This is a genomic window from Streptomyces sp. NPDC058246, from assembly GCF_042881985.1.
Taxonomy (GTDB): domain Bacteria; phylum Actinomycetota; class Actinomycetes; order Streptomycetales; family Streptomycetaceae; genus Streptomyces.
On the sequence record NZ_JBHVWZ010000041.1, the window covers coordinates 41,117 to 62,898 of the forward strand.

The following is a 21,782-nucleotide window of genomic DNA, read 5'->3' on the forward strand; positions in this document are numbered from 1 at the left end:
TACTCCACATTCCCAAGAACGACTGAGTAGATGGGCTAATTATTCATCTACCCCTCCTACCCCTCCTATACCGGGGGTGGGGGGGGGGGGGGGCCCCCCCCCCCCCCCCCACCCCCCGGATCAGGCGTTACCGACCGATGTAGGCCGCGAGGTGTTCGCCGGTGCGGGTCGAACAGGCGTCGACGAGGTCGGCGGGGGTGCCCTCGAAGACGATCCGGCCGCCCTCGTGACCGGCACCGGGGCCGAGGTCGATGATCCAGTCGGCGTGGGCCATCACGGCCTGGTGGTGTTCGATGACGATCACCGACTTGCCCGCGTCGACGAGACGGTCGAGCAGTCCGAGCAGGTTCTCGACATCGGCGAGGTGGAGGCCGGTGGTGGGTTCGTCCAGGACGTAGACGCCGCCCTTGTCCGCCATGTGCGTGGCCAGCTTGAGCCGTTGGCGTTCGCCGCCCGACAGCGTGGTGAGGGGCCGGCCGATGTCGAGGTAGCCGAGACCCACGTCGGAGAGGCGTTCGAGGATCCGGTGGGCGGCGGGGACATGCGCCTCTCCGGCGCCGAAGAAGTCCTTGGCCTCGTCGACGGGCATGGCGAGGACCTCACTGATGTCGCGGCCGCCCAGTCGGTGGTCCAGGACCGACGCCTCGAAACGCCTGCCCTCGCAGTCCTCGCAGGCGGTGGCGACGCCCGCCATCATCGCCAGATCGGTGTAGATGACGCCGGCGCCGTTGCAGGTGGGGCAGGCGCCCTCGGAGTTGGCGCTGAACAACGCGGGCTTCACGTCGTTGGCCTTCGCGAACGCCTTGCGGATCGGGTCGAGCAGCCCGGTGTACGTCGCCGGGTTGCTGCGGCGTGAACCCTTGATCGGCGACTGGTCGACGGCCACCACGCCGTCCCTGCGCGCCACCGAGCCGTGGATCAGCGAACTCTTGCCGGAGCCCGCCACCCCGGTGACGACGCACAGCACGCCGAGGGGGATGTCGACGTCGACGTTCTGGAGGTTGTGCGTCGAACCGCCGCGGATCTCGAGGTGCCCCTTCGGCTTCCGCACCGTCTCCTTGAGGCCGGCCCGGTCGTCGAGGTGGCGGCCGGTGATCGTGCCGCTGTCCCGCAGCCCTTCGAGGGAGCCCTCGAACATCACCTCGCCACCGCCCGCGCCCGCGCGCGGGCCGAGGTCGACGATGTGGTCGGCGATCGCGATCGCCTCCGGCTTGTGCTCCACGACGAGCACCGTGTTGCCCTTGTCGCGCAGCCGCAGCAGCAGGTCGTTCATCCGGCTGATGTCATGCGGATGCAGGCCCGTGGTGGGCTCGTCGAAGACGTACGTGGTGTCGGTGAGCGCGGAGCCGAGGTGGCGGATCATCTTCACCCGCTGTCCCTCACCGCCCGACAGGGTGCCCGCGGGACGTTCGAGCGAGAGGTAGCCGAGGCCGATCTCCACGAACGATTCCAGGGTGTGCAGCAGCTTGGCGAGCAGCGGCGCCACCGACGGCTCGTCCAACTCGCGTACCCACGCGGCGAGTTCCCTGATCTCCATCGCGCAGGCGTCGGCGATGCTGATGCCGCCGATCTTGGATGACCTGGCCTCCGCGCTGAGCCGGGAACCGCCGCAGTCGGGGCAGGAGGCGAAGGTCACCGCCCGCTCCACGAACGCCCGGATGTGCGGCTGCAGCGACTCCTTGTCCTTGGACAGCATCGACTTCTGGATCTTCGGGATCAGGCCCTCGTAGGTCAGGTTGACACCGTCGACCTTCACCTTGGTCGACTCGCCGTAGAGGAAGTCCCGCATCTCCTTCTCGGTGAATTCGCGGATCGGCTTCTTCGGGTCGAGGATGCCCGACTCGGCGTAGACCCGTGTGGTCCAGAAGCTGTCCTGCTTCCAGCCGGGGATCGTGAACGCGCCGTCGCCGATCGCCCTGGAGTCGTCGTAGAGCTGGGTGAGGTCGATGTCGGAGACCATGCCGCGGCCTTCGCAGCGCGCGCACATGCCGCCGTGGTAGACGGCCTTGCGGACCACGATCCGTTCGCCCTTGCCCTTGTCGACGTTCATGGCCCCGCTCGCCGTCCGCTTGGGGACGTTGAAGGCGAACGCGCTGGGCGGGCCGACAAAGGGCTGCCCGAGCCGGCTGAAGAGGATGCGCAGCATCGCGTTGGCGTCGGTGGCGGTGCCGACGGTGGAGCGGGGGTCGGCGCCCAGCCGCTGCTGGTCGACGGTGATCACGGTGGTCAGCCCGTCGAGGACGTCGACCTCGGGACGCGCGAGCGTCGGCATGAAGCCCTGCACGAAGGCGCTGTAGGTCTCGTTGATCAGCCGCTGCGACTCCGCGGCGATCGTGTGGAACACCAGCGAGCTCTTGCCCGAGCCGGAGACACCGGTGAACACCGTCAGCCGGCGCTTGGGGATCTCGACGCTGACGTCCTTGAGGTTGTTCACGCGCGCGCCGTGCACGCGGATCAGGTCGTGACTGTCGGCGACGTGCGGCGCGGGCGACTGCGTGTCCGTCCTCGGGGCCATGCTCATCGTGTCTCCATCTCTCAGGATGGGACCGCCTTCGCCCGGTCCCATCCGAGCTTGGGGCGCTGCCCTCGAATCCCCCTCGAGGCCCCGTCGAGAACGACTCGAGGAGAACTCGAGGAGAACTCGAAGGGGGTCGAGGGGGGTTCGCGAGAACTCGAGGGGGCTTCGAGCGGGATTCGAGTGGGCCTCGAGGGAGATACGAGGGAGATACGAGCAGGACTCGAGGGGGATACGAGGGGGCTTCGAGCCGGACTCGAGGGGCTTCGAGGGGATGCTCGGACTCAGCGGTCCTGGAGCAGTCCGAGCTCGTTGCCGTCGAGGTCGGTGACGGTGGCCACCAGACGGCCGCCGACGTCGGCGGCGGCGTTCTTCACCGTGGCGCCCGCGGCGGTCACCTCGGCCAGCTTCGCCTCGATGTCGGGAACGTGCCAGTAGGCGACCGGCGTGGCCATGCCCTGCGTTCCCGCCCCCGGCACCAGCCCGATGTGCTGGCCCGCGACGTCGAAGCCGACATAGAAGTCCCCGTCGGTTTGAGGTTCGACGCCGAGCAGGGCCGTGTAGACCTTCTTGGCGGTCGCCAGGTCCGAGACGGGATGCAGCACGGTCTTGATTCCCTGGACGGCAGAGTCAGCCATGATCACTCCTGGGGTTGGGATGTCGTCACTTCAGGCTAGGGAAATCACCCGACGCGGCGCTTCTTCGTTCCTGCTCACCCCAACGGGTTTCCAGCCATCTTTGACCGGAATTAAAGAGGGCCTCGTCAGGCTGCGAGCGCGTTGTATCCAGAAGGGGAATCACGTGAAAAAGCTCGCATTGGTCACGTCAGTGATCGTGGCAGGTCTCCTGGGTTCGACCGTCGCTCCCGCGACGGCGAAGGACACGACCGCGACGGCGAAGGACACGACCGCGCCGGCCGCCGAAAGCGTGGCCTGGTCGCCGTGCCCGGCCACCGACCCGGTCCTCGGCGCCTTGCTCAAGGGCCTGGAGTGCGGATCGATACAGGTGCCGCTCGACTACGGCAAACCCGACGGCCAGAAGATAACCCTGGCGCTGACCAGGGCCAAGCACACCGCCCCCGACGCCCAGTACCAGGGCGTCGTGCTGCTGAACCGCGGCCAGTGGCCCGGCGGCATCGGCCGCGACCTGCCCACCCGGTACGCCAAGGGCACGACCGGACTGGCGCAGGACGTGGGCGCCGCCTACGACTGGATCGGCTTCGACCCGCGCGGCGTCGGGGCCAGCGAGCCGGCGGTCGTCTGTGACAGTGACTACGTCTACCCGGGGCACGCGCAGCCGGACCCCGTGCCGAGCACCCCCGCCGCCGAGCAGGAGTGGGCCGACCGGGCCCGCGCGTACGCCAAGAGCTGCGGCGACAAGTACGGCGATGTGCTCAAGCACCTCAGCACCAAGGACGCCGCACGCGACCTCGACCAGATGCGGATCGCGCTCGGCCAGGAGAAGATCACCTACTTCGGCACCGACTGGGGCACCTACCTCGGCTCGGTCTACGCCTCGATGTACCCGAGCCGGGTGCGCCGGATGCTGCTGGACAGCGTGGTGAGCCCCAGCGGCGCCTGGTACCAGAACAACCTCGACAAGAACGTGACGTCCGAGAAGAACGCCAAGATCTTCTTCACCTGGGTCGCCAAGTACGACGCGGTCTACCACCTGGGCACCACCGCCGCCGAGGTCGAGGCGGAGTACTACAAGGGTCAGGACGCGCTCGGCGCGGCGCCCCTCGACGGCAAGATCGGCCCGGCCGAGTGGGCGGACGTCTTCGAGCCGGTCGTCTACCGCAGCTGGACCTGGCTCTCCCGCGCGCAGGTGCTCGCCGACTGGGCGTTGCGCGGTGACCCGACGTCGCTGCGGGCCAACTACTCGGACCCGGGCTTCCCGCACCAGAACAGGCACGCGATGACCAACGCGGTCCAGTGCCTCGACGCCCACTGGCCGCGCGACTGGAACCGCTGGCACACGGACTACTCCCGCCAGTACGCCGCCGGAAACCGGTTCCTGACCTGGACCAACGCCTGGTACAGCGCGCCGTGCGCGTTCTGGCCGGTGCCCGCCCAGAAGGCGCAGAAGGTCGGCAACAGCGGGGTGAACGTCCTGCTGGTGCAGCCGGAGTTCGACACCGCGCACGGTGTCGCCGGAGCCAACGAGACGCACAGGCTGTTCCCGAACTCCCGGCTCATCCTGGAGCAGGGCGGCCACAACGTCGGCGCGGCGCTGTCGGCGAACAACAACGCCTGCCTCAACGCCTACGTCAGCGACTACCTGAGGGACGGCACCCGTCCCGCCTCCCGGTCGGGTGTCGACGCCACCTGCGAGGCGGCCGCGGACCCGGTGCCGGCGTCCTGATCCGTCGTCAGGCAGGCCCCGCATGTGGTCATGCGGGGCCCGCCTGTCGGGGTCAGCGCGTGGCGGGGACGGCGTCGGCCCGGCGGGCGGCGACCAGTTCTTCCAGGGTTCGCGCCAGTTCGTTGGGGGAGGGCGTGGCGAGCACCTCCTGACGGAGCCGCTGGGCGTTCGCCCGGATGGTTCCGTCCTCCAGCAGACGGACGAGTGCGGCGCGGACTCCGGGCCCGTCCACCTCGGCGGGTTCCATGGAGAGCCCCGCCCCCGTCCGGTCGAGGCACTGGCGCTTCAGCGGAATGTCGAACGCCCTGCTGACCAGCAACTGGGGGACGCCGTAGCGCAGAGCGCAGCCGAACGACCAGGTCCCGCCGTGATGCACCATGGCCGCGCAGGTCGGCAGGACCTCCGAGAGGGGCACGGACTCCACGAGGCGGGTGTTGGCCGGCACGTCGCGCAGCCTGTGCTGGGAGTCCCGCGGCAGGGTCAGGACCAGCTCCATCTCCAGGTCGCCCACCGAGTCGAGGATGTCCTGGATGCGTTCGACGGGCAGCAGGTGCCGTACCGGCCCGTCGTTCACCGAGTCACCGAACGTCATCAGGACCCGCGGTGCCCGCGGCGGTTCGGCGAGCCATCGCGGTACGACGGCCGGCCCGTTGTACGGAATGAACTGCACGGGGAGCGTGGTCGGCCGGGGGTCGGGCCGGAACGCCTCCGGAAGCGGGTCGATGGTGAACTGTCCGTTCACCAGATCCTCGGAGAACTCGCGGCCGTACTTCCCGGCCCAGCCCGCCAGCCAGTCGCGCAGCCCGTCGACGCGTTCCTCCGGTGGCTGCAGGGCCTTGGCGTGCAGATAGTCCTCACGCATGCGGGTGTAGACGTCGACCGAATACAGCACCCGGGCGTGCACCGCTCCCACCGCGGCGGCGGCCACCGCTCCCGCGAACGCCTTCGCGCCCCAGAGCACCAGGTCGGGCCGCCATTCGAGGGCGAATTCGACCAGGTCCTCCATCATCGAGTCGTTGGATCGCCGTGCCTGCGGAAGCACCAGGGTGTCGAAGAGCCTGGTGACCTGCTCCCACCCCAGCCGCTCGCGATCCGGCCGGACGTCGAACAGCGGGCCGAGGCCCCCTTGCCCAGACCCTCCCGCGGCGGGCGCGGGAGCCGCTTTGCGCCGGTCCCGCCGCTTGCGTTCCTCCGCGGTCTCGCCGGGACCGACGCTTAAGCCCGTCAGCCCGGCCCCGGTGACGGCGTCGAGCAGGTCCGGCCACCCGGCCACCCGCACCTCATGCCCGGCCGTCTGCAGCGACCACGCCAACGGAACCAGGTTGAACAGATGTGTTTTCCAGGGAAACGGCACAATGAGCACGCGCACGACGGACTTCCTTAGATTCAGGGGTGGGGGGACTCAGGGGCGAACGCCACGCTTTCCGGCTCCCGCCATCATGATCACGCGGTGCCGTACGGTTCTTCTCCAGGTTTGCCCGGTGGCGCCGGTCGCGGCGGTGACCAGGACGGTGGTGGCGGCGACCACGAGGGCCGCGGGCAGGGGGCCGGCCAGGTCGCAGAGCGCCCCCATGACCAGGATGGAGACGGCCACGCCCGAGGGGAGCAGCGTGGCCCGCAGCGTCACCACCGAGGAGAGCTCCTCGGCGGAGGCCGCGGCCAGCAGCCGGTTGTTGTAGTGGACGTAGGCGACCTCGAAGAGGACCAGGAAGAGCGAGTACAGCGCCAGCGTGGGTACCGTGCGGCCGACCAGTACCGCCGCCAGCAGGGGTGGCATCGGGGCCAGGGCCCAGGTGGCCGAGGGGAGGCGGTCGAGGTACCGCTGGGCCGGCAGGGCGGCGAGCGAACCCGCGAAGATGGCGACCGCCGAGATCGCGACGAAGACCCCCACCAGGCGGGTTCCGCCGCCCAGCACGTGCAGCGGGATCACGGTGACGGCCACGGTGTGGAAGCCCTGCCAGAACGCCACCAGGAGGAAACGGGCGAACAGCCTGCGCAGCACCGGGTCGTGGACGCGCAGGCGCGTGCCGGTCGCGGAGTCCGCGTCGTCCCGGGCGGCCACGGGGGACCCCTCGGGGGGTGACGGCAGCGCCCAGGCGAGGGCCGCGGAGAGCGCCAGCGTCGCCACGTTCACCGCGATCAGGCCCCGGAGCGTCAGGACCGCCCCGGCAGGCCCCGCCAGCGCCGCGCCGACGCTGAGCCCGGTCAACTTGCCGATCTCGGCGACGGTGTTGGCCCGGTCCAGGCGCTCCGGCCGGACTGTGCCGCGCAGCACGACCGACGTGGCCGAGCGGGTGACCGCCTCGAAATAGCCGCGGGCGAGCACGAGAACGGCGGCGGCCGCGAGCAGCGCGTCGCCCGGTGCCACGAGGGCGGCAGCGGTGAGCACCAGGCTCGCGGCCTCGGCCAGCCGGACGAGTCGCTCCGGGGCGCGCCGGCTGAGCAGCCGGTTGAGCGGTCCGGCCAGCAGCAGCGCGGGCAGCCACGGCGCACTCAGCACGGCTCCGGCGAGCAGGCCCGACCCGGTGACCGACCCCACGTGTGTGGACAGGCTCGCGAGAACCAGAAAACTTCCGAACGCGTTGACGAACAGCAATACCGGAGTGAAATGCGGCGAGCGTAACGTCGTGGGAAAAGAAGTCATCACGTATTCCTCCAGCTCTGGAGGATGTCAGAGCTGAACAGATTTCGGCGAGGGCAAAGTCTGTCTATCTTTGAACATATGACAGCAGCCATTGAGGACAGCCCGTGCATCGCGATTGTCGATGCCTACGCCGCGGTCCGTTCACTCGTTTTGGAATTCCGGGAGCAGGGGTACTCCGTCGTTCGTGTGCAGAGCACGAGTGATGTGCCGTTCGTGTACCGGTCGGCCCCTTTCGTCCGCGATGACTTCATCGCCGACATCCATCATGACGGCGATCTGGCGGCTACGGTCGACGCGGTCGCGGCGTTCGCGCCGGTCGCCGTGATCTCGGGTGGCGAGGTCGGCGTGGAGTTCGCGGACCTGCTCGCGGAGCGACTCGGCCTGCCCGGCAACGGCACCGCCCTCAGCGCCGCGCGGCGCGACAAGCACCTCATGGTCGAGACCGTGCGCGCCGCCGGGCTCCGCGCGGCCCGGCAGCTGCGGGCCACCGACCCGGACGAACTCGCCGCCTGGCACCGTGAGCTGGGCGGACGCGTCGTCGTCAAGCCGCCGCGCAGCGCGGGCAGCCAGGGAGTCTTCTTCTGCGACACCCCGGAGGAGTCGGTCGCGGCCCTGCTGTCCCTCGCGGACGCCGACGACGTTTTCTCCCAGCCCAACAACGGGGCCGTGGCGCAGGAGTACCTTCCCGGCACCGAGTACATGGTGAACACGGTCAGCCGGGACGGCCGCCACCACGTGTGCGACGTCTGGCGGACCGGCCGCGTCAGCGCGAACGGTGTCGTCGACCTCTGTGACGCCCTCTCGCTGATCGACTCGGGGAGCCGGGTCGTGGAGCCGCTGAGCGACTACGCGTTCCGGGTCCTGGACGCTCTCGGCATCCGGCACGGACCGGCGCACGTGGAGATCAGGATGACCCCGGCCGGCCCGTGTCTGGTGGAGGTCGGCGCCCGGATAGCCGGCGGCGGCATCCCGGCCTGCGCAGGCCTCGGCATCGGCGAGTCACAGCTGGAGTGGACCGTCGACGCGTACACGCGCCCCGAGCGGTTCCACGCCCGGGCCGCAAGCCCGTACACGGTGCGGCGGTACTGCGCGATCGCCGGCATGGTCTCGCCGGTGGAGGGCGTGCTCAGCGAGTACCGGGGCATCGAGGAGATCCAGGAGCTGGAGAGCTTCCACGCCCTGTCGACCCAGGTGAAACCGGGCCAGGAGATCCAGCGGACCGTCGACGACCTCACCTACCCGGTCGTCGTGACGCTGCTGCACGACCTCGAGGAGGTCGTGCAGCGCGACCTCAACACGATCCGTCATCTCGACGGCGTCGCGTTCTACGTCCTCGACCGCGGCGCCCGCTCCTGAACACGCCGTTCGACCGCTGACCCGCCGCGGTCGAACGTCACGGGCGGGCGGCGGCCGGCTCCCGCCGGGACCAGGAAGGCCGCGGCACCTTGTAGACGAAGCTGACGGCGGTGCGCGGCTCCGCCGCCGTCGTGTTGGGGGCCGAGCGGTGCAGCACCATGCCGTCGAACATGACGGCCGAGCCGGGTTCGAGGGGCATGGCGACCGGTTCGGTGCGCGGCAGGTGCTCGTCCGCGACGTGCGGCTCGACCGCCTCTTCCAGCGGCGGCTCGCCCGGCAGACGCTCGCGGTCCCCGGTGTGCGGGAGCAGCCCGAGCAGGTGGGAGCCGGGGATGAACTCGACGCAGCCGTTGCGCGGGGTGGCGCGTTCGAGCGCGATCCAGATCGTCACGACACCGTGCTCCCGCGCGCCGAAGCCGGGAGGCGCGAAGGCCATGTCCTGATGCCAGGGCTTCGCCGAGCCCACCGCGGGCGGCTTCGCCCACAGGAAGGCGTTGACCAGCGTGCCCGGGGCACCGACGGCCCGGGCGACCGGCCCGTCGGCCAGGCCCAGCGACCGCTGCACGGCGTCGAACTCGGGAACGTGGGCGTGGATGCGGTCGGCCGACCGGAGCACCCCGGTGAGGGCTCCGGCCCCCTGCTGCCAGGCCGCCCATCCGCCGATGCCGGGCGCCTCGAGGACGAAGTCCCCGGTCGATACGGTGCGGCCGCGGGCGAGCTCCTCGAGCCGGCCCACCGCGCCCCGGAGCCGGGCGAGCGCGTCGCCGGTCGCGAGCGCGGGGAGCCGCACGAACCCGTTCTCCCGCATGTCACGGGAATAGGTGTCAGCGGTGTCAACGGTGTCAGCGGTATCAGCGGTGTCAACGGTTTCGACCATTCTCTTCTCCCTCTCCTGACGTCGGACCGCCGCGAACTTACCCGCACGTATCAGGGAATGTTCATGTTCAAGGTGCGCGGGTCATGGCCGTTGCCGCGTATTCCGCGGTCTGCGTATGCTTCCGAGCCGTTGGTCATTCGGCCACGCAATTGGTCATGGCGAAGGGAGTGAAAAATGAGCGACCGTACCTTTATGGACACCCGTGACGCGCAGGAGGAGACCAGCAAGTGGTAACCCCCTGATCAGCGAAATGCGCCGCCCGTATGGAATCGCATTCCGTACGGGCGGCACGTCGTCCTGAGAGAGGTTGAGATGGTAGGTAATCGCGTTTCACAAGTCATCGACATTCCCGCCGACATGCTGGTGATCGACGACTCCACCGACGACCGCTACTGGGCGTCGGTGCAGCGCGTCGTCGACCTGGCCGAGGAGAAGGGCCGGGCCGCGGACGGGGTGCCGTTGCTGGCCAGTCTCGTGGTCACGCATCCGGAGTGGCCGGTGCGCGCCGGCGCGGTGCGGCTGCTGGCCGAACATCACGTGGGGGACCCCGCGGCCGACGCCGCCGTGGCCGCCGCGACACACGACACGGTCGACTGGGTCGCGTTCACCGCGCTCAAGGTCATCGCGCAGTACCGGATCGCGGCCGCCGTCCCCGACCTCATCCGTATCTCCGGCTGGCCCAGCAACTTCACCCGGCCCGACTGGGCGCGCAAGCCCGTCGGCTGCGGCGCGGCGCTCACCAAGCGCGCCCTCATCGCCGTCTTCGGCACCCGCGACCCCGCCGAACTCCGCCGTCTCGAGGACGAGTACTTCACGGACATGCGGGCGCGGATCGATGCCGCGCGCAAGCGGCCCCGGCGGCACGCCGACGTCGTCCTGGTGCCGGGCGGTGCGGCGATCATCGGTGCGAACGCGAAGCCCGACGCCTTCCGGATGGCGCAGGACGACAGCACGCTGCGCGCCGTGGACGTGCCCGAGTTCCTCATCGACCGGACCACCGTGACCAACGCGCGCTACCGGGAGTTCCTGGACGAGGTCGGCGACTCCGGCGAGTTCGACCACCCGGACCAGCCGCTCGAGCGGTCGCACCGCCCCGCGCACTGGCACGACCCGCGCTTCAACGCGCCCGGCCTGCCGGTCGTCGGCGTCGACTGGTACGACGCCTACGCCTTCGCGAAGTGGGCCGGTGGCTCGCTGCCCAGTGAGGTCCAGTGGGAGAAGGCGGCACGCGGCGTGGACGGCCGCCGCTACCCGTGGGGCGAGGAGTGGGACCCGGAGCGGGTGAACTACGTCGAGCGCTCGTTCGGCGAGGCCGTGGCCGACCTCGACTCCCTCGAGGCGCTGCTGGTCACCATCTCGCAGGGTGACAACCCCGCCCATCCGGTGCTGCCCGCGGACGCCCTCCCGCAGGGCGCCAGCCCGTACGGCGTCCTGCAGATGTCGGGGAACGTCTGGGAGCTGACCCGGACCAACTTCTACACCGGCGACGACATGGACCCCTTCTTCAAGGGACGCCACCCGCTGGACTTCATGAACCGCAAGGAGGCCTTCCACATCCTGCGCGGTGGCACCTGGACGTCGCCGCCGACCTGTCTGACCACGTTCTACCGGGGCAAGGACCTGATCACCGACCGGCACAACGAGGTCGGCTTCCGCTGCGTGTACGAGACGAGCGGCTGATGCGTCTGACATCGCTCGGGCATGCCGCGGTCCTCGTCGAGACGGGGACGGAGCGCATCCTCTTCGACCCGTGGCTCACCCAGCGCCTGGACCGCTTCTGGGAGCACCACCCGCCGCTGGCGGACGACCTGGTCCGGGAGGTGCTCGACGACGGTGTCGACTATGTGGTCCTCAGCCACCACCACTTCGACCACCACCACTTCCCCTCGCTGCTCCGCCTGCGCGACGGCGCCGACGTGGACTTCGACGACAGCCCGCGCCAGAGCTCCGGCGTCACCTGCGTCTACCCCGCGGGCCCGGTGCCGCCGCAGCTGACCGCCTCGGGGCTCGGGCACCAGGCGATCGCCTGGACGCTCCGCCGTTTCGGCTTCGAGCACCTGCACCCGGTGACGCCGGGCGACACGATCACCCTGGGCGGCTCGACCCTGCGGACGTTCCCCTCGGCCGTGCCGTTCCCCGAGATGAGCGTGCTGGTGGAGACCGCCGACGCGGCCGTCCTGCTGTGCGGGGACGCGCTGCTGCACGAGGCGACCGTGGAGGCCTTCCGCCGCGAGGACGCGCCCCGGCTCGACGCCGTGTTCGTCCCCGCGCACAGCATCGCGCCGCCCGGTGTGCTCACCGAGCGCCGCCCGCTGACGGACCCGGACGCGGCCCGCGCCCGCGCCGTCGCGAACTTCGACCGGTACGTCGAGGCGATCCCCGCCGCCTTGACGGTGCCCTCCTCGTTCGGCTGGCGCGTCATCGGCGACGGCGAGCGCGACTACTCCTGGTGCAACCGGACGATGTTCCCCTTCACCCCGACCGAGGCCCTGCGGCGCCTGGACGAGCTGGGCCGCGACGGCCTGCTGTGGGGGCCGGGCCAGGTGATCGAGGTGGCGGACGGCAAGGCCGTACCGGCCGACGGCCCGGTCCCGCCCGGCGCGTACGACTTCGATCAGGTCTATTCCGAGGTGACGCTCGACCCGGGCACGCCGGTGCCGCCGTTCGACGCCGCCCTCGACCGGTACGGTCGCCAGACCCGCACCAGCGAGGACATGCTCCGCGAGCTGTTGGACCGGCTGGTGGCGACCGACTACTGGTACCGGGCGCTGGACGACGGCGCCGGACGGCACGTCATCTCGCTGTACGAGGACGGCGGCGCCGAGACCGCCTTCCTGCTGGACCCGGTGGCGGCCCGGGTGACGCGGCTCGGTCCAGGCCCGGCCCGGAGCCACCTCGCCGGCGGTGAGGGCTGGACCGAGATGGCGGCGAGCACGCTGGAGGCCATGCTCGGCGCCGACCTGTTGTTCGGCAGCTCCTTCGGCCTGTGGGCCAGCGACGGCGTCCTGCTCTCCGCGGTCTTCCACCACCCGTCGTTCTACACACGCCATGTGGAGCGCGCGCTGCGGGAGGCGAGCGGCCCGTGAACGACGCCCCCGAAGCGGTCCTGCTCGACCACGAGAGCGCCTGCCTGCGCGGCAACCCGCTGGGCGACCCGCACCGCCGCCGGATCGAGGTGCGCCTGCCGCCCGGCTACGACGGCGTCCGGCGGTACCCGGTCGTGTACTGGCTGCCGGGGTTCGGCGCCTATCCCAGTCTCGGCGGCCGGGCCCTCGCCTTCGGCGGATCCGTCGCCGACCGGCTCCGCCAGGCGATGGCGGACGGCCGTGTGCCGCCCGCGCTGCTCGTCGTGCCCGACTGCACGACCGCCTACGGCGGCTCGCAGTACCTCGACTCGGCCGCCTCCGGCCGCTACGCCGCCTACCTCGCCGAGGTCGTCGCGGAGGTGGACCGGCGATTCGCGACCCGGCCGGAGCCGGCGTGGCGCTGCGTCGCGGGGAAGTCCAGCGGCGGCTACGGCGCGCTCCTCGCGGGCATGACGTCCGAGCTGTTCGGGGCGGTGATCGCCTGCTCGCCCGACGCCGGGTTCGAGCACTGCTACCTGCCGCTGCTCCCCGCCGCGCTCGACACCGTCAAGGCGGCCGGCGGCGTCGACGGGCTGCTGGCCCGCCGGGACAGCGGCCCGCACGACGTCCCCTTCATGGTGGCGATGAGCATCATCGCGATGGGCATGTGCTACGCCGACGACCCCCGGACCACCCCGTCGGACGCGCTGCCGTGCGACCCGGCGACGGGCCTGTTCCGCGACGACGTGTGGCGGCGGTGGCTCACCCACGACCCGGTGCGGATGCTCCCCGCCCACGCCGGCCGTCTCGCCGGACTCGGTCTGCTCCACCTCGGCGTCGGCGAACGCGACGAGTACGGCATGCACTGGGGGGTCCGCGCGCTGCACGCGGCCCTCGGCGCGCACGGCGTCCCACACGTCTACCGGGAGCACGAGGGCGGACACCACGGCATCGAGCACGTGTTCACCGAGGCTCTGGCGGAGCTCTGGCGGGTATGGCGGGAACCGGAGCGTGACACGTGTGCGGCATAGCGGGCTTCATCAGCCTGGACGGACGACGGGACCCCGCGTGGCTGGACGCGCTGGGCCGGACGATGACCGAGGCCATGGCGCACCGCGGCGAGGGGGCCTGCGCCCCGTACGTCTCGTCGTGCGGCACCGTCATGCTGTGCGCGACGCGGCTGGCGGTCCGCGACCGCACCGCGGCCGGGGACCAGCCGATGACCGACCCCGGCGGCCGGGTCGTGCTGGTGCACAACGGCGAGGTGTACGGCTCCCGTTCACCCGCCCCACCGCTGTGGCCGCGCCGTACCACCTGTGACACCGAGTTCGTGCTCCAGCAGATCTGCCGCGAGCCCGATCCGGGGAACGCGCTGCGGCCGCTGTCCGGCATGTTCGCGCTCGCCTGGCACGACACCTCGACCGGCCGCGTGGTGCTGGCCCGCGACCACTTCGGCGTGAAACCGCTGGTCTACGCCTTCACCCACGGGGGGCTGCTGTTCGCCTCGGAGGCGGGGGTGCTGCTCCGCACCGGCCTGGTGGCACCCGAGGCCGACCCCGAGGAGTACGTGCTGCGCTCCTGGATCCGGATGGACGCGGCCGACGACCGCACCTGGCTGCGCGGCGTCAAGTCCCTGCAGCCCGCCGAGTACCTGGTGGTCGACCCACCGCGCACGCGCACGCACCGCTACTGGCGACCCGAGCCGGACGACGTCCCGGTCGGTCCCGAGGAGATCAGGGCCGCCTTCGACCGGGCGGTCGCCGAGCGGTCCGTGTCCGACGTCCCCCGCGCGGCGGTGCTCAGCGGCGGCGTCGACAGCTCGGCGATCGTCGCAGGCCTGACCGCGGCGGGACTGCCCATCGACGCGTACGTGCTGCGCTACCAGGACGGCATCGGCGGCTCGGGCGACGACGTGGCGCACGCCGCCGAGGTCGCCGACCGTCTCGGTGTGCCGCTGACCGTCTGCGACCTGGACCGCCACGCCGCCGCCGACCTGGTGCCGATCCTGCCCACCCGGCTGATGAGGCCGCTGCTGCACGGCGCCGAGCTGGCGATGCACCAGCTCTACCGGACCATCGCCGGCGACGGGAACGTGGTCGTCTACTCGGGGCACGGAGCCGACGAGCTCTGGGGGTACCAGGACGGCCGGTACTTCCCCGTCGTCGACCCCGCCGCGCCCACGCACGTCCACGGGCGCCACTACCTGACCCACCGGCTGCACCCCGACGAACGGCCGGTCTGGGCCCGGCTCGTCAGCTGGCTGGCGCACGAGCTCGACGTCGACATGACGGCGGTGGCCACACAGGTGTGGGAACGCACCATGGCCGAGTACCGGTCGCTCGGAACGCCGGATCCGCTCAAACGCGGCAGGTACCACCTGATGCGGCGCTTTCTGGTCTACGTCAACGACATGGTGGACGCCACGTCGTCGACCTTCACCCTGGAGGACCGGCCCGTCTTCCAGGACGTCACCCTCGCCGAACTGGCCTTCCGCTGCCCCGAGTACCTGAAGGACACCGGCGAGCCCGGCAGCCACAAGGAGCTGCTCAAGACCGCGCTCGCCGACCTGCTGCCCGACTCGGTGCGGCGCCGTCGCAAACAAGGCTTTCCGACTCCCACCGACCCCGGCTACGTCAGGCGGCTGACCGAGTTGGCCGACGGGCTCGGCGCCCCGTTCGGGCTGCCACCGCTGCCGGCCGGGCTCCGCGCCGAGCTGGGAGTCGGCGAATGGATGTTCCTTGCATCAACCTCCGCCTGGCTCGACCACCTCGCGGAGCTCAGGACCGACCCGAGGAGTCATGGTGAGCAGTTCCGTTCCCCGGTGGCGCTGGCAGATTCTGGACAGCGCGGCCGACCTTGACCCGGTGCCCCCGGCGATCGAGGAGGCGCGAGCCCAGGACTGGTGCGACTTCGTGGTGTGGCGGCCGGCCGTACTGCCCGAAGGCTGTGACACCAGCGTCGGAACGCTTCGCCGCGAGGCTCCCCCCGGACGCGTCGACGCCGTGGGCCGCAGCCCGTGGAGCGACGCCAACCCGTCCGGCTACCGCACCGAGATCTCCGGTGGCGGACGGCGGCTGCGCCTCAAGCAGTTCCTGTACGACTGGGCCTTCGCCGCCGCGGACCACCCGTGCCTGTGGGGCAGCGAGACCCGGGCGTTCGAGATCGGCGAGGGCCGGGTGGTCTGGCTCGGCACCGACTACCTGGGCCATCGGGCCGGCAGCGCCCGGATGGCGCGGACCACGGTCGAACTCTCGGTGCTGGAAGGAGAGTTCTCCGACGACGAGATCGTCGCGCTCTTCGCCGCGCTGCGTCCGGCCGTACCGGAGGCGGTGCCGAGGGTGCTGGCCACCCCGTTCTCCGAACTGAGCTACTGGGCCAGGCACCCGGCCGACATGGTCTCGGTGCCCACCGGCGTCTTCTTCTTCCACCGGCACGGGCGCGAGCACGAGGGCGACTGGATCCCGTCGGGGGAGGTCACCGCCTTCCTCACCGAGCAGGGAGTGCCGGTGTCGGCCGGTGGATTTTACGCCGACAGCGCCGCGACGTTCGGCGACGGCTCCGCCGTCCGGGAGCTGGAGGTCGTCTACGCCTCGGCGTCCGGCGGCGAGCTGCGCCTCACGGCGCAGCGCACCGGCGGCGGGCGCCTCGACTTCCCGCCGAAGCGGGACAAGCACCCCGCCACCGACGAGCTCCGCGATCTCGGCGGCCGCCCGGTGCATCTCGGCTACCTCAGCGCCGAGTTCGGAGCCTGCGACGCCTGGTGGCAGCACCCCGACGGGTACGAACTCAGGCTGCTCGGCAGCGCGGGTACGGGCATGGGGCGGGAGGCGTTCCTCGGCCTGGTCGCTGAGATCGACGCCGCGCTGCGGCTCGCCGCCAACGCCGAGGTGCTGGGATGAGCGCGGCGGGCCGGCCGGTCCTCGACCCCGCCACCGGCCGCGTCATCACCCGCCTGCCGGACACCGACGGGCGCGGCGTCGCCGACGCCGTGGCCCGGGCGGACGCGGCGTTCCGCGGTGGCTGGGCCGACACCTCTGCGGCCCACCGCTCCGGCCTGCTGCGCGAGCTCGGGGATCTGCTGCGCGAGGACCGCGACGAGTTCGCGGCGCTGGAGCGGCGCAACGCGGGCAAGCCCACGACGCGCGCCGTCGGAGAGGTGGACTTCGCCGCCCGGGTGGTCGACTGGTTCGCGGCGGCGGCCCGGTACCCGGTGGGGGAGACCCATCCGGCCGGCCGCGGCATGCGTACCTACACCGACCGTGTGCCGGTCGGGGTGTGCGCGGCGATCTCCCCGAACAACTACCCGCTCCTGCTGGCCGTCTGGAAGATCGCCGCGGCGCTCGCGTACGGCAACACGGTCGTCGTCAAGCCGGCGCCCGAGACACCGCTCTCGGTCCGCCGCCTGGTCGACCACGCCGCCAAGGTGCTTCCCGAGGGCGTGCTCACCGCCGTCTACGGCGGCGCCGAAACCGGCCGGCTGCTCTGCGACCACCCGGCCGTCGGCATGGTCTCCTTCACCGGCTCGACGACGGCGGGGCGCGAGGTCGCGCGACGCTGCGCGGACGGCCTCAAGCCCGTCTCACTGGAGCTGGGCGGCAAGAGTCCGTTCGTGGTCTTCCGCGACGCCGACCTCGACGCGGCGGCGCGCGCGGTCGTCACGGCGTACACCGGCAACACCGGCCAGATGTGCGTGGCCGGGACACGCCTGATCGTCGACCGGGCCGTGCACGACGAGTTCGTCGGCCGCGTCGCCGAGCTGGCCGCCGCCCTGCGAGTCGGGCCGCCGGAGGACCCCGGCACCGATCTCGGCCCGCTGATCAGCCGGGCGGCCGTCGACCGGGTGGCCGAGGTGGTCGAGGAGGCGGCGGCGCGGGGCGCGGAGGTGATCCTTCCGCCGGGCCGTTCCGGGGTACGGCACGAGCTCGACGGCGGGTTCTTCGTCAACCCGGTCATCGTGGACGACGCGCCGTCCGACGGCCGTGCCTGGCGCGAGGAGATCTTCGGCCCGGTGCTGTCCGTCGCGTCGTTCGACGCCGACGCCGAGGCCCTGGCCCTGGCGCACGACACCGCGTACGGTCTGTCGGCCTCGGTCTGGACGTCGGACGCCGACCGGGTCGAGCGTTTCAGCAGGGCCCTGCGCGCCGGCATGGTGTGGGTCAACACCTGGGGCGACACCGAGGAGTCGGTCAGCGTCTCGGGTCTCGGTCAGTCCGGATACGGCCGTGAGCTGGGCATCCACGCGGTGGAGGGCTACACCAGGCCCCGCGCCGTCTGGGTGGCCCACCGGCCGGGGCGGTAGGCCGCGATGCCGACCTCCGCACGGCTCGACTTCCGCAGCGACACCCGCACCGTGCCGGACGCGCGGATGCGGGCGGCGATGGCCGGGGCGGAGGTCGGGGACGACGTCTACGGCGACGACCCCACGGTCGCCCTCCTGGAGGAGAGGGTGGCCGAACTGCTCGGCACCGAGGCCGCGCTGCTCACGCCCACCAGCACGATGGCGAACCTGCTCGCCCCGCTCGCCGCGTCCGGGCCGCCGGGATCGCCCGCGCCGCGGCTCATCGTCGGCGCCGACACCCATATGGCGTTCCTCGAGGCGCCGGGGCTGCGCCGCTTCGGCGGGGTCGAGCTGCTGACGGTGCAACAGCGACCCGACGGCCTGCCCGACTTGGACGCCCTGGCCGCGCTGCTCGCCACCGGAGCGGGCCCGCCGACCGTGGTCTGTCTCGAGAACACGAGCATGATGCGCTCCGGCAACGCCCTCGACGCCGTCGCGACGTACGCCGTGGCCGCGCTGGCCCACCGGTACGGCGCGCACTTCCACCTCGACGGCGCCCGGCTCGCCAACGCGGCCGTGGCGCTCGGGGTCCGCCCCGTGGAGCTGGCGGAGCCCGCGGACAGCGTCGCCTTCTCGGTCTCCAAGGGGCTCGGCGCGCCGGTCGGCGGGCTGCTGTGCGGGTCACGCGAGTACGTCGCCCGCGCCCGCGAACTGAGGGGATGGCTGGGCGGTTCCCTGCACCAGGCGGGAGTCGTCGCGGCGCCCGCGCTGGTCGCGCTCGGGCGCCTGCCCGACCTGGCCGCCGATCACGAGAGGGCCGCCGCGCTCGCCTCCGGGTTCGCGTCGGTGCCCGGCGTCGAGCTGTTCCGCCCGCCGCGGCCGACCAACATGGTCATGGCGCGGGTTGCCGGGCTGACCCCGCACGAGTGCGCCGCGCGCCTCGCCGGCCACGGCGTGCTCGTACTGCCGCTGCCGAACGGATACGTGCGCTTCGTGACGCACCGGGCACACGACATGATCGGTGTGCGCGAGGCCGTCAAGGCGCTGGCGGCCGTGGCGGCCACGGTGCCCGCGGACCGGCTGACAACCGACGGAGACCTCCCCGGACGGGGACTCTCCACGACATGGATGGAGGACGCATGACGGACGTGCCACCGCGTGGGCTGGAGGAGAGGCTGCGGGACACCCGCGCGAGGCTGGAGAACGACGTCGATGTCTGGGTCGCGACGTCGGGCGCCTCGGGCGGCGTCCACCTCATCCCGCTCTCGTACCTCTGGGACGGGACCGCGTTCCTCATCTCGACGCCGCGCGCCTCGGTCACCGGCCGCAACCTGCTGGCGGACGGCCGGGTGCGCCTCGGCCTCGGGCCGACCCGCGATGTCGTGATGGTCGACGGTGTCGCGGAGCCGGTGGACATCGCCGAGCTCGGCCAGGAGGCGGGAGACGCCTTCGCGGCCAAGACCGGCTTCGACCCGCGCAAGGACGACGAGCCCTACCAGTACTTCCTGATCCGGCCACGCCGTGCCCAGGCCTGGCGGGAGGCGAACGAGCTGGCGGGACGCGGCCTCATGCGCGACGGCGGCTGGCTCGGCTGACCACGCGGAACCAGAGCTCTCCGCCTCCGCCGGCCGATCACCTGAGCGGCCGGCGGAGGCGGAGTCCAGTCGTTCTTGACCGGAGCTGAAGAGGGCTTCGCCAGGCTGCGAAGGCAAGGCATCCGTCAATTGTGGAAGGGCGAACATGGAAGCAATCGAGGTTCCGGTCCTGATCGTGGGCGGCGGCGGATGCGGTCTGTCCGCCTCCGTCTTCCTCTCCGACCAGGGTGTCGATCATCTGCTGGTGGAACGGCACCCGGACACGTCGAGGATTCCGAAGGCGCACTATCTCAACCAGCGCACGATGGAGATCTTCCGCCAGCACGGAATCGCCGAGGACGTGCTCGCCGAGGCGGCGCCGCTGGAGTTGTTCGGCAAGGTGCGCTGGCAGACCACGCTCGCGGGCGACGGGCCGATGGACCGGCGCCTGATCCATGAGATGGACGCCTTCGGCGGCGGTGAGCTGCGAGAGAGCTACGCGGCGGTCGGGCCCGTGCTGCCCGCCAAGCTGCCCCAGATGTGGCTGGAGCCGATCCTGCGCCGCCACGCGGAACAGCGCAATCCCGGGCGGATCCTCTTCCACCACGAGGTGACCACCTTCTCCGACGAGGGCGACCACGTCGTCGCCGAACTGCGGAACACCGAGACCGGTGAGATCACCACGGTCACGGCGCAGTACCTCATCGGCGCCGACGGCGGCCGCATGGTCGGACCCGCGGCCGGCATCAAGATGGAGGGCCCGCCCGGGCTGGTCAACACCACGACCGCGTACTTCTCCGCCGATCTGTCCCAGTGGTGGGAGGAGGGCACGCTCATCACGCACTTCCTCAGCCCGGAGGACCCCGACCTCTCCAGCAACCTCATCGAGATGGGACCGAGCTGGGGGAAGGCCTGCGAGCAGTGGGGGCTGCACTTCGCCCCGGGGCCGCCCGGCCGCTGGGACGCGGAGACGGTCATCCCCAGGATCCGTGAACTCCTGCGCCTGCCGGACCTGGAAGTGACCGTGCACAAGGTGACGGACTGGATCGTGCACGCGCACCTCGCCGACCGCTACCGGGTCGGCCGGGTGCTGATCGCCGGTGACGCCGCGCACCGCCAGCCGCCCGCCGTCGGGCTGGGCCTCAACACCGGCATCCAGGACGTCCACAACCTCGCGTGGAAGCTGGCCGCGGTGCTGACCGGCCGCGCCCCCGACAGCCTGATCGACACCTACGAGGCCGAGCGCCGGCCCGTGGGCAGGGAGAACGTCGACTGGGCGACGTCCGCCGCCGTCCACCACCAGGCGGTCATCGATGCCATCGGCGCCGGCCACAACATCCCGGCGGGCCGCCGAGGGCAGCGGCTTGCGGCGTACTTCGACCCGTCCCCGCTCGGTGACACCGTGCGGGCGCGCGCGCTGGAGATCTTCCACACCCACCGCGGCGGATGCCAGTCGCTCGACATGGAGATCGGCTTCGGCTACGAGACGGGCGCGCTCGTCCCCGACGGCAGCGAGCCGCCGGTCCGCGTCCCCATGCGGAACGTGCACCAGCCGACGTCCCGCCCCGGACACCGGCTGCCGCACGCCTGGATCACCCGGGGCGAGGACCGCCTGTCCACTCTCGACCTCACCGGCACGACCGGCTTCACGCTGATCACCGGCCCGCAGGGGACGCCGTGGTGCGAGGCGGCCGAGCGGGTGGCGGAGAAGTTCTCGATCCCGATCGTCACGGCCCGCATCGGCGCCGGTGCCGAGTTCGCCGACGTGGACGGCGGGTGGGAGGCCGTTCGGCAGATCACCGACGCCGGCGCTCTCGTGGTCCGCCCCGACCAGCACGTCGCCTGGCGCGGCACGGACGGCGTCGAGGACCCGGAGCGGGTTCTGGCGGAGGTGTTCGCCGCTCTCCTGGACCGCTGATACCGCGACGAGGAACGAGAAGTGGGGGGGGGCGCGGGGGGGGCGCGGGCCCCCCCCCCCCGGGGGGGGGGGGGCCCCGGCGCGGGGGGGGGGGGGGGGGGGGGGGGGGGGGGGGGGGGGGGGGGGGGGGGCGCCCAAAACCCCCGGTCACCGCGGCTCCGGCGGCCGCTGCCGAGGCATGTTCGGCCGGG

The 21,782-nt window shown here is 71.7% G+C and carries 16 protein-coding genes; 11 read left to right on the top strand and 5 right to left on the bottom strand.

What is annotated here, in order from left to right; all coding sequences use genetic code 11:
• Nucleotides 1–127: 127 nt before the first annotated feature.
• Both ACFVXA_RS36655 and ACFVXA_RS36660 read right to left on the bottom strand, forming a co-directional pair.
• Nucleotides 128–2,521 carry an ATP-binding cassette domain-containing protein gene (locus ACFVXA_RS36655; protein ID WP_390028368.1) on the bottom strand — a complete coding sequence of 798 codons (2,394 nt, stop codon included), beginning with the start codon at nt 2,519–2,521 and terminating at the stop codon, nt 128–130.
• A 278-nt stretch (nt 2,522–2,799) separates the two neighbouring features.
• Complete coding sequence (locus ACFVXA_RS36660) at nt 2,800–3,153, bottom strand: VOC family protein (RefSeq protein WP_362016427.1); 354 nt, start codon at nt 3,151–3,153, stop codon at nt 2,800–2,802.
• 163 nt (nt 3,154–3,316) lie between these two features.
• Here ACFVXA_RS36660 and ACFVXA_RS36665 point away from each other — a divergent pair, with 163 nt between their 5' ends.
• Nucleotides 3,317–4,879, top strand: coding sequence for an alpha/beta fold hydrolase (locus tag ACFVXA_RS36665; RefSeq protein ID WP_390028370.1), 1,563 nt, complete (start codon nt 3,317–3,319; stop codon nt 4,877–4,879).
• 52 nt (nt 4,880–4,931) lie between these two features.
• Here the strand turns inward: ACFVXA_RS36665 and ACFVXA_RS36670 are convergent, their stop codons facing one another.
• Both ACFVXA_RS36670 and ACFVXA_RS36675 read right to left on the bottom strand, forming a co-directional pair.
• The gene (locus ACFVXA_RS36670) at nt 4,932–6,248 is read right to left on the bottom strand and encodes a nucleotide disphospho-sugar-binding domain-containing protein (RefSeq protein ID WP_390028371.1); all 1,317 of its coding nucleotides are present in this window, start codon (nt 6,246–6,248) and stop codon (nt 4,932–4,934) included.
• 33 nt (nt 6,249–6,281) lie between these two features.
• A complete protein-coding gene (locus tag ACFVXA_RS36675; RefSeq protein ID WP_390028372.1) occupies nt 6,282–7,523 on the bottom strand; it encodes an MFS transporter in 1,242 nt (413 codons plus the stop codon).
• A gap of 78 nt (nt 7,524–7,601) precedes the next feature.
• Here ACFVXA_RS36675 and ACFVXA_RS36680 point away from each other — a divergent pair, with 78 nt between their 5' ends.
• Entirely contained in the window at nt 7,602–8,879 is a 1,278-nt protein-coding gene (locus ACFVXA_RS36680) for an ATP-grasp domain-containing protein (protein ID WP_390028373.1), read from the top strand.
• A 37-nt stretch (nt 8,880–8,916) separates the two neighbouring features.
• Here ACFVXA_RS36680 and ACFVXA_RS36685 read toward each other — a convergent pair whose 3' ends face one another.
• Complete coding sequence (locus ACFVXA_RS36685; protein WP_390028374.1) at nt 8,917–9,687, bottom strand: phytanoyl-CoA dioxygenase family protein; 771 nt, start codon at nt 9,685–9,687, stop codon at nt 8,917–8,919.
• Between the two features lie 381 nt (nt 9,688–10,068).
• On the opposite strand from ACFVXA_RS36685, the gene ACFVXA_RS36690 reads away from it, so the two are divergent.
• The 9 genes from ACFVXA_RS36690 (at nt 10,069) to ACFVXA_RS36730 (ending at nt 21,591) form a co-directional block, all read left to right on the top strand.
• On the top strand, nt 10,069–11,436 hold the full coding sequence (locus ACFVXA_RS36690) for a formylglycine-generating enzyme family protein (protein WP_383900453.1): 1,368 nt from the start codon (nt 10,069–10,071) through the stop codon (nt 11,434–11,436).
• Entirely contained in the window at nt 11,436–12,842 is a 1,407-nt protein-coding gene (locus ACFVXA_RS36695; RefSeq protein ID WP_390028376.1) for an MBL fold metallo-hydrolase, read from the top strand. The genes ACFVXA_RS36690 and ACFVXA_RS36695 overlap by 1 nt, the downstream gene beginning before the upstream one ends.
• Nucleotides 12,839–13,852 carry an alpha/beta hydrolase gene (locus ACFVXA_RS36700; RefSeq protein ID WP_390028378.1) on the top strand — a complete coding sequence of 338 codons (1,014 nt, stop codon included), beginning with the start codon at nt 12,839–12,841 and terminating at the stop codon, nt 13,850–13,852. The genes ACFVXA_RS36695 and ACFVXA_RS36700 overlap by 4 nt, the downstream gene beginning before the upstream one ends.
• Nucleotides 13,840–15,681: an asparagine synthetase B family protein gene (locus ACFVXA_RS36705; protein ID WP_390028379.1), complete on the top strand. Its 1,842-nt coding sequence runs from the start codon at nt 13,840–13,842 to the stop codon at nt 15,679–15,681. The genes ACFVXA_RS36700 and ACFVXA_RS36705 overlap by 13 nt, the downstream gene beginning before the upstream one ends.
• Nucleotides 15,620–16,720: a hypothetical protein gene (locus ACFVXA_RS36710; protein ID WP_390028380.1), complete on the top strand. Its 1,101-nt coding sequence runs from the start codon at nt 15,620–15,622 to the stop codon at nt 16,718–16,720. Before ACFVXA_RS36705 ends, ACFVXA_RS36710 begins: the two co-directional genes overlap by 62 nt.
• Nucleotides 16,717–18,120, top strand: a complete 1,404-nt coding sequence (locus tag ACFVXA_RS36715; RefSeq protein ID WP_390028381.1) for an aldehyde dehydrogenase family protein — start codon at nt 16,717–16,719, stop codon at nt 18,118–18,120. Before ACFVXA_RS36710 ends, ACFVXA_RS36715 begins: the two co-directional genes overlap by 4 nt.
• 6 nt (nt 18,121–18,126) lie before the next feature.
• Complete coding sequence (locus ACFVXA_RS36720) at nt 18,127–19,242, top strand: threonine aldolase family protein (protein ID WP_390028383.1); 1,116 nt, start codon at nt 18,127–18,129, stop codon at nt 19,240–19,242.
• Nucleotides 19,239–19,694, top strand: a complete 456-nt coding sequence (locus ACFVXA_RS36725) for a pyridoxamine 5'-phosphate oxidase family protein (RefSeq protein ID WP_389937181.1) — start codon at nt 19,239–19,241, stop codon at nt 19,692–19,694. The genes ACFVXA_RS36720 and ACFVXA_RS36725 overlap by 4 nt, the downstream gene beginning before the upstream one ends.
• Nucleotides 19,695–19,839: 145 nt before the next feature.
• Nucleotides 19,840–21,591 (top strand): FAD-dependent monooxygenase, encoded by a 1,752-nt coding sequence (locus ACFVXA_RS36730; RefSeq protein WP_362016398.1) that lies wholly within the window; start codon nt 19,840–19,842, stop codon nt 21,589–21,591.
• Nucleotides 21,592–21,782: the final 191 nt, after the last annotated feature.

What these genes read in the sequence shown, in the direction of transcription:
- ACFVXA_RS36655 (WP_390028368.1), bottom strand. Translation starts at nt 2,521, where the DNA reads ATGAGCATGGCCCCGAGGACGGACACGCAGTCGCCCGCGCCGCACGTC.
- ACFVXA_RS36660 (WP_362016427.1), bottom strand. Translation starts at nt 3,153, where the DNA reads ATGGCTGACTCTGCCGTCCAGGGAATCAAGACCGTGCTGCATCCCGTC.
- ACFVXA_RS36675 (WP_390028372.1), bottom strand. Translation starts at nt 7,523, where the DNA reads ATGACTTCTTTTCCCACGACGTTACGCTCGCCGCATTTCACTCCGGTA.
- ACFVXA_RS36680 (WP_390028373.1), top strand. Translation starts at nt 7,602, where the DNA reads ATGACAGCAGCCATTGAGGACAGCCCGTGCATCGCGATTGTCGATGCC.
- ACFVXA_RS36685 (WP_390028374.1), bottom strand. Translation starts at nt 9,687, where the DNA reads ATGCGGGAGAACGGGTTCGTGCGGCTCCCCGCGCTCGCGACCGGCGAC.
- ACFVXA_RS36690 (WP_383900453.1), top strand. Translation starts at nt 10,069, where the DNA reads ATGGTAGGTAATCGCGTTTCACAAGTCATCGACATTCCCGCCGACATG.
- ACFVXA_RS36695 (WP_390028376.1), top strand. Translation starts at nt 11,436, where the DNA reads ATGCGTCTGACATCGCTCGGGCATGCCGCGGTCCTCGTCGAGACGGGG.
- ACFVXA_RS36710 (WP_390028380.1), top strand. Translation starts at nt 15,620, where the DNA reads ATGGTGAGCAGTTCCGTTCCCCGGTGGCGCTGGCAGATTCTGGACAGC.
- ACFVXA_RS36715 (WP_390028381.1), top strand. Translation starts at nt 16,717, where the DNA reads ATGAGCGCGGCGGGCCGGCCGGTCCTCGACCCCGCCACCGGCCGCGTC.
- ACFVXA_RS36720 (WP_390028383.1), top strand. Translation starts at nt 18,127, where the DNA reads ATGCCGACCTCCGCACGGCTCGACTTCCGCAGCGACACCCGCACCGTG.
- ACFVXA_RS36725 (WP_389937181.1), top strand. Translation starts at nt 19,239, where the DNA reads ATGACGGACGTGCCACCGCGTGGGCTGGAGGAGAGGCTGCGGGACACC.
- ACFVXA_RS36730 (WP_362016398.1), top strand. Translation starts at nt 19,840, where the DNA reads ATGGAAGCAATCGAGGTTCCGGTCCTGATCGTGGGCGGCGGCGGATGC.